This window comes from Nitratireductor pacificus pht-3B (assembly GCF_000300335.1).
Classification (GTDB): domain Bacteria; phylum Pseudomonadota; class Alphaproteobacteria; order Rhizobiales; family Rhizobiaceae; genus Nitratireductor; species Nitratireductor pacificus.
The window spans coordinates 22,332-33,930 of sequence record NZ_AMRM01000002.1 but is presented as its reverse complement, the minus strand read 5'-3'; the positions used below and the strand labels follow the sequence as shown (position 1 = coordinate 33,930).

Sequence of the window (11,599 nt, the reverse complement as noted above, 5' to 3'; positions counted from 1 at the left end):
GAAAACAACCGGTTGAGACGGCGCCTAGGTGGAAAGGCCCAGGACCTGCTCGGTGTCGCGAAAATGCCGGCTCATCGCCTGCGACGCGGCCGGGCCATCACCGGCCTCGATGGCCGTGATGATCGCCTCATGGTGATCGCAGACCTTCTTGTTCCGCTCCACGTCCGGCAACGTGATCCGGCGCTCGCCGATGAGCCAGCGGGCGATCGCCTTGACGATCTCGGGAAGGATCGGGTTGTTGGAAATTTCCGCCAGGGCTTCGTGGAATGCGATATCGGCCTGCCAGAAGCGCTCCTGGTCGTGGATGCTCTTCCGGGTTTCTTCGAGTATGGCCCACAATTTGGCAATCTCAGCCTTGGTGGCTGTTTGCGCCGCCTTTTCGGCCAGGCTGCTTTCGACGAAACGCCTCAGTTCCATCAGGTGCCGCAGGTTGGCCCGCTCCCGCAAACTGCTCTCGACCACGAGGTCGAGTTGCTGGATGACCGTCTCGAAACCCGGCTTGAGCGGCCTCACCCTCTTGCCCTGATGACGGGTGGCCAGACCGCGCCGCTCAAGCGAAAAGAGCGCCTCGCGAATTGCCGGACGACCAACGCCGAAGCGCTCCATCAGGTTTCGCTCGGAGGGGAGGTAACCGGCTTCGTCATACTTCCCGCCAACGATCTCCTTGGCGAGAATGCGCTCGACCTGCTCGTAAAGCCGTTCAGCCCTTACTTCGTCCTGCTTGAATTCCAACGTCTCTGCTCCGCCCTGTCAGGGGCCGTATATCACTCCCGGTAGCCATGTTGAAACCGCGGGAACGAAAGTGATGACAGCAAGCACAATAAACAGTGGAATGAAGAATGGAATCGTGCCCGCGACCGCGCGTTCGAAAGGCACCTGCGCGACCCGGCTGAGAACAAACAGCACCATTCCGATGGGCGGTGTCAACAGGCCGATCATCAGGTTGAACACGACGATCACGCCGAAATGTTCGGGCGAAACGCCGAACTGCACCGCGATGGGCAGGAGCACCGGAACAAGGATGGTGATCGCGGCGATGGTTTCGAGGAAACACCCGACAATGAGCAGGATCAGGTTGATGATCAGCAATATCGCGATCTTGTTGTCGGCGATCGAGAGAAGCAGGCCCGCGAGTTGCTCGGTGAGATGGTTCGCCGTGAGAATCCAGGCGAAGACGGTGGCCGACGCGACGACGAACATGACCGAACCGGTCGCCTCGACCGTTTCCAGCATGACGGACGCCAGCTTCTTCATGGTCAGGTTCCGGTAGACCACAAGTCCCAGGAACAGCGTGTAGAACACCGCCGCGATGGCCGCTTCGGTCGGGGTCACCATGCCGCTCACGATGCCCCCGATGATGATCACCGGCGTCAACAGCGAGAGGAAGGCACGGCGGAAGCTGTGGACAAGGGCGATCCAGGCGAAGGAGCGGTCCCGCCCATAGCCCCGCCGCTTGGAAATCACCACGACCATGAGCGAGAGCATCAGCGCCGTCAGCAATCCGGGAACGACACCGGCCATGAAGAGGCGGCCTATCGATTCGGAAGCCACCACGCCATAAAAAATCATCGGCAGCGAGGGCGGGATCAGCGGGCCGATCACCGAGCTTGCGGCGGTGATGCCGATGGCGAAGCGATCGTCATAGCCCGCGTCGCGCATGGCCTTGATCTCGATACTGCCCATGCCGCCCGCATCCGCGACGGCGGCCCCCGACATGCCGGAGAAGATGACACTGGCCGCGACGTTCACATGCCCCAGACCGCCGCGCAGCCAGCCGACGCAGGCCAGCGCGAAGTCAAAGATGCGATCCGTGACGGAGACGGCGTTCATCAGCGAGCCGGCGAGAATGAAGAACGGGACCGCGAGCACCGGAAAGCTGTCCAGCCCACCGATCATGCGTTGCAGGACGGTCAGTTCGGGCAGGCCCTCGACAACGAAGAACAGGATCGACGACCCCAGCAGGGCGACGCCGACCGGCAGTCCCAGAAACAGACCAGCGAACAGCAGGACAAACAGAAGGACGGTCATCGGGAAGCACCTTCCTCAGCGGAAAAATCGGGGCGCGGCGTGCCGGTGAACACATGCACCACGCTGTGCAGAACCATGAGTGCGAAAAAGCCTACGACGGGCCAGTAGAGTGTGGTCAGCGGCAGGTCGACCATCGTCATCGATCGCCGCGTGCGCGAAGCCAGTTCCCAACCGTAAAACGTGATCCAGGAGAAGGTGGCGATGTTCACCGGGAGGATGACATAGCGCTCCGCCCAGTTCGCGGCATTGCGGCCGAACCATTTCTCGAAGAGTTCGATCCGAAGCTGGGTTCCGTGCCGCACCGAGATCGCCGCGCCAAGGAAAGACGTCGCGATCATGAGATAGCGGGCGACCTCCTCGGTCCAGCCGAACGAGGCGTTCAGTACGTAGCGAGTGAAGAACTGGAGGAAAACGACCAGTGCGAGGGCGCTGATCAACAGGATCGCAGCGCTATTCTCGGCGCTGCCGAGCAGACGATAGATGCGTGGGAGCACGGGCCACCTCCAGCTTGATCGCGCCCGCCACTCCAATCGAACGGCGGGCGCGCTATGCGTTGCAGCTTACTTGCCCAGCGCGCGGATGGCTTCCACCTGCTCGGTGGTCCAGCCGACATTTCCTTCGGTCCATTTCGGCTCGACCAGCGCGGCGAAAGCGGCCCGGTCAGGCTCGGTCACGGTAACGCCCTGATCACGGAACCATTGGACGAGTTCAGCCTCCTGGGCGACGATGTCGGCGGAGGCATTGCTGGCGGCCTTGGTCCAGGCATCCTGGAAAACGGCCTTGTCCTCGTCGCTCATGCGCGACCAGACATCGCCGTTCACGACGGTGAAGAAGCCATCGGTAAGGTGTCCGGTGAGGGCGATATGGCTCTGAACCTCATGGAACTTCTTGGCCTTGATCGTCGGCAGCGGATTCTCCTGCGCATCGACGGTGCCCTGCTGAAGCGCCAGATAGACTTCCGCGAAGGCGATCGGAGTGGCATTGGCCCCTACGGAGTCGGCGAACATGGTCAACAGCGGAACCGGCGGAATGCGAAGCTTGAGGCCGCGCATGTCTTCGGGCTTCTCGATCGCCTTGTTGGAAGACACGTGGCGCTGGCCATAATAGGTCAGGCCGAGGATCTTGTTGCCGCTGGCAGCTTCGTAGCCGGCCGTGATGTCCTTGTAGATATCACTACCCGGATATGCGTTGAAATGATCCATGTCGCGCCAGATGAACGGGGCGAGGTGCAACTGGATGGGCGCATGGATTTCGGCCATGAGGCCGGGACTGACATAGCCCATGTCGAGTGTTCCGAGATTGATGCTCTCGTTCATCTCGGCCTGGCTGCCGAGCTGAGAGGCCGGGAATATCTCGATCTCGTAGCGTCCGCCCGTGCGTTCCTTGATTTCTTCCGCCGCCTCCAGGGAGCGGACATGGAATGCCTCGGACGTCTCGTAGGCATGGCCGAACCGCAGCGTTTCGGCATTTGACGCCGCCGCCGTGAAGGCGAGCGCGGCAACGGTCAGACAAGTCAGTTTCAACATGAACTTCCCCCTTGGTTGGATTGGAGCACGCGACGAGCGCTCTTGCTATGTCGAAAGCATTGGTATACTACGTATGCCAAATCGTCAATCCTGCAGATCCATGCAGAAAAATGCCTATCCATTGCGGAGTAACCATATGAAGAAACTGGATTTCTCTGGCGTCTTCGTCGTCATGCTCACGCCGTTTGACGGCGGTGGCCGCGTCGACCTCGATACGGTCGACGCGCTTGTCGACTTCTATTGCGACGCCGGGGTCGACGGGATCTTTCCCTGCGGTTCGGCCGGCGAGGCCCTGCATCTCGATCTGTCGCAGAAGGAAGCGCTGATCAACCGGGTCGCCTCGCGCGCCGCCGGGCGGACGCAGGTCCTGCCGGGCGCGATTGCGGCAAACTCCAGGGACGCCCTGGCCATCGCCAGGATTGCCCGGGACGCAGGCTGCAACGGCATCGTCGCGCCACCACCCATCTACTATCGGTTTGAGCCAGCCTATCTGCGCCAGTATTTCCGCGACGTGATCGAGGGCGCCGGCCTGCCGATCGTGCTGTACAATATTCCTGCCTATGCCCAGCCGCTCACGCCGGAGCTCTTCGGCGAACTTGCGCAGCACCCCGCCGTGGCGGGCCTCAAGGATTCGAGCGGGTCGATGGTGGATTATCTCCACTTTCTCGACAGGATCCGCGCCACCGGCCGCCGGATCGGCCTGATGACCGGCCGCGAGGAACTGCTTTACGCCAGCCTGGCGGTCGGCGGTTCGGGCTCGATGAGCGCCATCAACGCCGTGGTGCCCGAGATCATGGTGCGCATCCGCGACCTGTACCGCGCCGGCAAGCTGGCGGAGGCCAACACGTTGCAGATGTCGCTCATGGAGCTGATCCAGGCGCTCTACGCAGTCCAGGTGCCCATTGCCTTCCGCGAGGCTGTTGCGATGCGGGGCTTCCGGATGGGACGCGCCGTTCATGACGTCCCCGCCTCCGAGCATGCAGCGACCGATGCAAAGCTTGCACGGGCCCGCGAGGCCCTCGATGCGGCGCTGGCGGCGCACAAGGATGCCGCCGCATGAGGTCGAGCTGGAGATGGTTCGGCCCCTCGGATCCAATGCCGCTTTCGCGGGTGGGTCAAACCGGCGCGGTTATGCTCGAAACCTCGTTGAGCGATTTACCCGCCGGCGCCACGTGGACGGATGCGCTGATCGCCGAGCGACGGCAGATGGTGGAAGCGCACCGGAACGCCGAGGGCCAGACGCTTCGCTGGGAGGTGCTTGGCGGCATCCCGATACACGATGACATCAAGCTCGGGCGCGGCGACGCCAGGCGCTACATCGGGACGATGCAGGAAAACGTGCGCCGGCTTTGCGGGCAAGGCGTGCGGCGCATCCTGATCAACGCCATGCCCCTGATCGACTGGGCGCGCACAGAGTTGACCCGCCCTCTCCCCACCGGCGCAGAAACGGTCGCCTATGACGCGCTCGACGTGACCGTCTTCGATCTGTTCCTGATCCGCCGGGCCGCCGCCGAGGCCGACTATTCCCCCCGCGTGCTCGCCGCCGCGAAAGACCGCTACGACACGATGGACGACGCCCGTCGCACCGAACTGAAGTCGATGCTCACCACAAGCCTGCCTGGCGGCGACAGCCGGCATGACCGGTCCGCGTTCGGCGCCCTTCTTGCCGACTACAACCGGCTCGGCCGCGCGGAGTATCGCGCGCATCTCTATGATTTCATCGGCGCCGTCTGCGACGTTCTTGAAACCGAGGGAGGCTTGCTGGGCGTCCATCCGGACGATCCGCCATGGCAAATCTGCGGCCTTCCCAGGATCATGTCCTGCCTCGAGGACTATCAGTCGCTGTTCGACGCGGTGCCGTCGGCCACGAACGGCATCCTGTTCTGCTCCGGCGCGCTCGGCGCCTCGCCAAAGAACGATCTTGTGAAGATCGCTTCGGTCCTGCGCGGCCGCGTGCACTATGCGCATCTTCGCGCCGTCGAGCATCTCGAAGACCACGCGGAGGCCGGCTGGAGCTTCCAGGAAGCCGAGCATCTGAGCGACAAGGCCGATCTCTTCGCACTCGCGCGGCTGCTGGTCGATGAGGAACATGCAAGGCGTGGCGCCGGAGAGGGCGCGCTGCGCTGCGACATTCCTTTCCGCGCCGACCATGGGCAGCACATTCTCGGCGATCTCGACGTCCAGGACGGCAATCCTGGCTATGCGCCCATCGGGATGACCAAGGCGACAGCGGAACTGCGCGGCATGCTCCATGCCATCGAGCGGATGCGGGGTGACGCTGCATGACACTCCGCATCGATACCGTCCGCATCCACCGCGTCGCCCGGCCTCTCCGCTATCCCTGGCGGACGGCCTATGGAGAAGATCCCTCGATCGACGGGATCATCGTGGAGGTGCGCGCCGGCGAACATTCCGGCTGGGGCGAGGCAGCCCCTCTCCATGCGCCGACATACTCACCGGAAACCGCGGGAACCTGCTTCCACGTGACCCGTGACTTCCTGGCGCCCAGGCTTCTGGGCGCACGCCTCGAACATCCCGCGGAAGCCGGTCCCCTCTTCGATCTGTTCCGCGGCAATCCCTTCGCCAAGTCCGCGCTCGAAATGGCGGTCTGGAACCTGTTCGCGCAAGCACGGAACATCTCGCTTGCCGCCCTGCTCGGCGGAAAGGAACAGCCAGTCGAGGCCGGCGCCGATTTCGGAGTGCAGGACAGCCTGGATATGCTCCTGGACAAGGTGGGACAAGCCACCGATGACGGGTTCAGCCGCATCAAACTCAAGATCCGGCCCGGTTGGGACCGGGACGTCGTCCGGACCGTCTGCGAAACTTTTCCGCGGCAGACATTCCATGTCGACTGCAATGCGGGCTACGGACGCGACGACCTTGCGCTGATGCGCGAACTCGACGGATTCGGGCTCGCCATGATCGAGCAGCCATTCGGTACCCGCGATCTGATCGACCATGCCTGGCTTCAAGAGCGGATCGGGACGCCGGTCTGCCTCGACGAATCCGTGACCAGCGTTCACGATTTCGAGCAGGCGCTGGCGCTTCGCGCCTGCCGCATGCTGAACATCAAGATCGGCCGCACTGGCGGCATCGCCACGGCGGTTCGCCTTCACGATATGGCGCGGGATGCGGGGATCCCCTGCTGGGTCGGATCGATGCTGGAAAGCGGTGTCGGCATGTCGGCCCTGATCGCGCTGGCGAGCCTGCCCAACTTCGCCTATCCGGGCGACCTGTTCCCCACCGCCGCACACTATGACAGCGACATCACGGTGCCCCTGCGCTTTTCGGAAGGCTGCCGCTTCATGCCCGCCGGCGCGGGTGAAGCACCCATTCCGGATATCGCACGGCTCGACGCCGTGACCGTGGAAAGCTGCACGCTGGAGACCCGTCCATGACCACCGCCTTCACGCCGCCCTCCTACCGCGTGGCGGGAAACTTCATCGACGGCGCATGGCGTGCATGCGACCGCGCGCCTCTCAAGGCCATTGCGCCCGCCGACGGTCGGCTTCTCTGCACCGTGCCCGGCTCCGGCAAGGCGGAGGTGAGCGCGGCACTCGATGCCGCGCGGGCGGGTGCTGCACGCATGGCGAAGCTCGGCGTTTGGGACCGTGCCGCGCTCTGCCAGCGGATCGGCGAGGCGATCCACAACGCTCGGGGAAGGATCGCTGAGGCGGTTTCCTGGGACCAGGGCAAACCCCTCGCCGAGGCGCTGGCCGAGACGGACCTCGCAGCCGAAGGTTTCCGTCATGCCGGCGAACTTGTGCGATGGCAGGAAGGACGCATGCCCAGCGCCGCGACTCCCGGCAAGCGCGTGACCGTTTCCGCCGTGCCCAAGGGCGTCGTCGGGGTTATCACGCCTTGGAACTTTCCGGTGAACATCCCCACCGAATACATCTCCGCCGCTCTCGCAGCCGGCAATGCCGTGGTCTGGGTGCCTGCCCCGACGACCGCGCTCTGCGCCGCAGTCTTCATGGAAGTCCTCGTTGAAGCAGACCTGCCGCGCGGCGCGCTGAACCTCGTCATCGGAAACGGCGCCGAGGCCGGCGCCGCGCTTTCCGAAGATCCCCGCATCGATGCGATCTGCTTTACCGGAAGCCCAGAGACCGGGCTGAAGGTGGCGCGTGCTGCCGCCGGAAAGAGCCAGCTTCTCGAACTGGGCGGCAATGGACCGGTGATCGTTCTCGACGACGCCGATCTCGACAGCGCAGCGGCGGGGGCAGCACTCGGCGCCTATCTGAACGCCGGGCAGATCTGCTCGGCTTCCGAGCGGGTTCTGGTTCACCGATCCGTGCATGACCGTTTCGTCGAGAAGGTGCTCGCGGCAACCGACCGGGTGCGCCTCGGTCATCCGCTCGATCCTGCAACGACGATGGGGCCGCTCAACAACGCGGCCGTGCTGGAGAAAATCGAAGCGCATATGACGGATGCCCGGAGCCGTGGCGCCGAGATCCTGCGCGGCGGCAGCCGGGATCGGCGCAATGCCGACCTTCACTATTTCGAACCGACCGTGGTGACCGGTCTCGATACCGGGAGCCTGCTCAACCGCGAGGAGACTTTCGGCCCGGTCATACCGATCCTGTCGTTTGACGACGACGACGCGATCCTGCAAGCCGCGAACGACAGTCGTTACGGACTGTGCGCGGCGGTCTATACCGGGAGCCTCAAGCGCGCCGAGTATTTCTCGTCCGCCCTGCAAACCGGGATCGTCAACATCAACGATGCGAGCATCTTCTGGGAGCCCCATATTCCGTTTGGGGGCGCAAGCGGCAAATCCAGCGGGGTCGGACGGCTCGGCGGTTCAGTGACCATCGACGCGCTGAGCGATCTGCGCACGGTGATCCTGCAGTCGTCGTGATACTTCCTGGCTACCTGGCCTGAGGCGGGCCGGGGCATCTTCGTGTTGAGGCAAGGCGGTTCTTCCACGGCGCAACTTCTCCCTTTCGGACCCGAAGACATGAGGCTCTTGTATCTCGGGCATAAAAACCACCCCACTCTTTCGGCCCTCTGGTCAATGGATTTGGGGCAGCCACTGCATAGGATCGGAGAGGGTCGGCTGGGTACGGAGGTCCCTGCCGACCCGACTTTGGGAGAATTATTGAATCGGGAGGTGTAGATGATCTGGAAAAAAATGCTCCGCGCCTGTGTTGCAACGGCGTTGCTGATGGCGACCGCGGCTCAGGCGGAAACCGTGCTTCGCTTCGGCCATCCGAATGTCGCAGGCGAGATGTCGACCAAACTCTATGACGAATTCGTCACCCGGATCGCCGAGCGCACGGATGGCGAGGTCACTATCCAGGTTTTTCCGGGGGAGCAGCTCGGCAAGGAAACGGAGATGGTGCAGCAGCTCCGCGATGGCGTGCTCGACATGACTGCCGCTTCGATGGCCGCCACCAGTACACTGGTGCCGGCAATGGAAATTCCGAGTGCCCCGTTTCTCTGGGAAAACTGGCTTGAGGCCGAGGCCGTGATTTCCGGCGCGGCCATGCAGCCGGCTTTCGATGAACTGGAAGAGAAGCATAACATCATCCCGCTGACCAAAATCTGGTACTGGGGCTGGCGGAACTTCACGCTGTCGGAAAAGCCCGTGCGCACTCCGCAGGATATGGCGGGCCTGAAGATCAGGGTTCCGGAATCGCCGGTCTGGGTGGAGATGATCCGCGGCATCGGTGCTGCACCGACGCCGATACCCTTCAGCGATGTCTATACGGCACTGCAGCAGGGTACGGTCGATGGGCAGGAAAATCCCATTCCGACCATCTATGCCCGGAAGTTCTACGAAGTTCAGAACTATATCGTTATGTCGCGTCACATGCTCCAGAACAACCTGATCCTGATGAACAAGGATTCGATGGCGCGCCTCGATCCGCGCCACCAGCGGATCATTCTCGAGGAAGTGGGCGCGGCCTCGGCGAAGATGACGCTCCTTCAGCAGCGGGCGGAAGAAAACATGCTCAAGGAGATTGCCGCATCGGCCGAGATCACCGTCATCGATGACCCCGACAGGGTGGCCTTCGCCGACGTCACGACGGAAGCCGTCTTCGCAGCTCTCGCCGAACGGTGGGGCGAGGACCGCATTGCGACCGTTCGCGAAAATATCAAAGCGACCCGCGGGCAGTAAGCCGCGCTCGGCGCCGGACCGCTGACGCGGTCCGGCGTTCGTTTTCCATCGGGGAGGTCAGGTTGAAAACGTACACTCTGTGGCTGGATGACCGTGTCAGGGAAGTCGAAGATCATGCGCTGTGGCTGCTACTGGCCACCATTTTCGTCATCCTGACCGCCACCGTCTTCTTCCGCTATGTGCTCGGTTCGCCGCTTACCTGGACGGAAGAACTGTTAACGATGCTGTTTACCTGGATGGTCTTCATCGGCGCGAGTTCCGCGCTTTCGACCCACCAGCACATCCGTATCGACATGGTGCTGCGCGTCCTGCCCCCGCGCTACGAACTGGCAGCTTCCGTGTTGGCAATCCTGGTCTGCCTCGCCGTTTTCCTGGTAACGATTTACTATGGCCTAAAGTATGTGCGGACAACCTGGGGCGACCGTACACCGATGATGGATGTCACTTTCGGCTTCTACACGCTGGCGCTCCCCGTCACCAGCATGTGTGCCGCTTTGCACGTGATCCGCAACTCCCTTGACGGCGGGGCGCGCCAGGCTCTGATGAGCACGATCGAGGCTCAGGCGAGCGAAGGAGACGTGGCATGATCGTCTCCCTCCTCCTGCTGCTTCTGCTGTTTCTGCTTGTCGGTGTGCCAACCGCCTATGCGCTCGCCGCCTCGGCCATCGTCGTGATCTGGCTCGAGGGGATTCCGCTGACCATCGCCGTGCAGCGGATGACTGCCGGCGTCCAGTCCTTCCCGCTGCTTGCCATTCCGTTGTTCATCCTGGCTGGAACCCTGATGAACGCATCCGGCATCTCGGAGCGTCTGTTCGCATTGACCGGCGCGCTGGTCGGCCATATCCGCGGCGGCATGGCCTATGTCAACGTGCTGACCAACGTCTTCATGTCGGGCATCTCCGGCTCGTCGCTTGCCGACTGCGCGGCGACGACGCGCGTATTCGTGCCGCAGATGATCAGGCATGGTTATGACAAGGGCTTCAGCGTCGGGCTGACCGCATCTGCCGCGGTGCTTGCACCGATCATTCCTCCCTCGATCCTGCTCGTCATCTATGGATGGCAGGCCAATGTGTCGATCGGCGATCTGTTCGTCGCGGGCATCGTGCCGGGGCTGGTCATCGCGGCCGCGCTGGTCGCAACCGTTGCGATCATCACGCGCCGCCGTGGTTTCGGTCGAGGCGCACCATTTTCGGCGTACCAGCTTCGACGAACGCTTCTGGAAGCCTCCTGGGCGCTGCTGATGCCGGTCATCATCATCGTCGGCTTTCGTATGGGCATCTTCACGGCGACCGAGGTCGCAGCGATCGCCGCCGCATACGCTTTTCTGGTCGGCCTCGTCGTCTATCGGACCTTGCGGATCACGGAGCTGCCCCGTGTCTTCTCGAGTGCCGCCCGCGACACGTCCTCGATCCTCGTCATCGCCGCCACGGCCGCGCCGTTCGGCTGGATCCTGTCCATCGGTCAGGCGCCGCAGCAACTGCTTTCGCTTCTGACCGGCTTCTCGGACAATCCGATGTTGATCCTGCTGTTGATCAACATCATCCTGCTCGTGCTTGGCACCTTCATGGAAACACTCGTCCTGATCATCATCCTGGTTCCGATCCTGCTGCCGCTGATCCAGACGCTGGGCATCGATCCCGTTCATTTCGGCATCGTGATGATCATCAACCTGGTCATCGGCCAGCTGACCCCGCCGCTGGGCGTGTTGATGTATGTGACCTGCGGCATATCGGGCACCAGCATTGGCCAGTTCATGCGGGCGATCCGACCGTTCCTCATCGCGCTGATCATCGCGCTCCTGGCCATTACCTATATTCCAGCGCTGGCGCTCTATCCGACGGCGCTCCTGCGTTAGGACCCAGGGGAAAACGAAAACGCCCCGCTCATGGCGGGGCGTCAACATCAGGCTTTCGGGAACCGAGCC

At 63.0% G+C, this 11,599-nt stretch carries 11 protein-coding genes; 7 read left to right on the top strand and 4 right to left on the bottom strand.

The window, feature by feature from the left end; all coding sequences use genetic code 11:
- Positions 1-24: 24 nt before the first annotated feature.
- From NA2_RS01670 to NA2_RS01655, 4 genes are all read right to left on the bottom strand, one after another.
- Positions 25-732, bottom strand: coding sequence for an FCD domain-containing protein (locus tag NA2_RS01670; protein WP_008593467.1), 708 nt, complete (start codon positions 730-732; stop codon positions 25-27).
- Between the two features lie 18 nt (positions 733-750).
- Positions 751-2,028, bottom strand: coding sequence for a TRAP transporter large permease (locus NA2_RS01665; protein WP_008593466.1), 1,278 nt, complete (start codon positions 2,026-2,028; stop codon positions 751-753).
- Positions 2,025-2,522 carry a TRAP transporter small permease gene (locus NA2_RS01660; protein WP_008593465.1) on the bottom strand — a complete coding sequence of 166 codons (498 nt, stop codon included), beginning with the start codon at positions 2,520-2,522 and terminating at the stop codon, positions 2,025-2,027. Before NA2_RS01660 ends, NA2_RS01665 begins: the two co-directional genes overlap by 4 nt.
- 66 nt (positions 2,523-2,588) lie before the next feature.
- Positions 2,589-3,554 (bottom strand): sialic acid TRAP transporter substrate-binding protein SiaP, encoded by a 966-nt coding sequence (locus NA2_RS01655; protein ID WP_008593464.1) that lies wholly within the window; start codon positions 3,552-3,554, stop codon positions 2,589-2,591.
- A gap of 136 nt (positions 3,555-3,690) precedes the next feature.
- On the opposite strand from NA2_RS01655, the gene NA2_RS01650 reads away from it, so the two are divergent.
- The 7 genes from NA2_RS01650 (at position 3,691) to NA2_RS01620 (ending at position 11,530) form a co-directional block, all read left to right on the top strand.
- Positions 3,691-4,614, top strand: coding sequence for a dihydrodipicolinate synthase family protein (locus NA2_RS01650; RefSeq protein ID WP_008593463.1), 924 nt, complete (start codon positions 3,691-3,693; stop codon positions 4,612-4,614).
- A complete protein-coding gene (gene uxuA / locus NA2_RS01645) occupies positions 4,611-5,840 on the top strand; it encodes a mannonate dehydratase (protein ID WP_040676440.1) in 1,230 nt (409 codons plus the stop codon). The genes NA2_RS01650 and uxuA overlap by 4 nt, the downstream gene beginning before the upstream one ends.
- Positions 5,837-6,952 carry an o-succinylbenzoate synthase gene (gene menC, locus NA2_RS01640; RefSeq protein ID WP_008593461.1) on the top strand — a complete coding sequence of 372 codons (1,116 nt, stop codon included), beginning with the start codon at positions 5,837-5,839 and terminating at the stop codon, positions 6,950-6,952. Before uxuA ends, menC begins: the two co-directional genes overlap by 4 nt.
- Positions 6,949-8,412 (top strand): aldehyde dehydrogenase family protein, encoded by a 1,464-nt coding sequence (locus tag NA2_RS01635; protein WP_008593460.1) that lies wholly within the window; start codon positions 6,949-6,951, stop codon positions 8,410-8,412. The genes menC and NA2_RS01635 overlap by 4 nt, the downstream gene beginning before the upstream one ends.
- A 258-nt stretch (positions 8,413-8,670) precedes the next feature.
- A complete protein-coding gene (locus NA2_RS01630) occupies positions 8,671-9,675 on the top strand; it encodes a TRAP transporter substrate-binding protein (protein WP_008593459.1) in 1,005 nt (334 codons plus the stop codon).
- A 62-nt stretch (positions 9,676-9,737) separates the two neighbouring features.
- Complete coding sequence (locus tag NA2_RS01625; RefSeq protein ID WP_008593458.1) at positions 9,738-10,262, top strand: TRAP transporter small permease; 525 nt, start codon at positions 9,738-9,740, stop codon at positions 10,260-10,262.
- Positions 10,259-11,530 (top strand): TRAP transporter large permease, encoded by a 1,272-nt coding sequence (locus NA2_RS01620; protein ID WP_008593457.1) that lies wholly within the window; start codon positions 10,259-10,261, stop codon positions 11,528-11,530. The genes NA2_RS01625 and NA2_RS01620 overlap by 4 nt, the downstream gene beginning before the upstream one ends.
- Positions 11,531-11,599 lie beyond the last annotated feature (69 nt).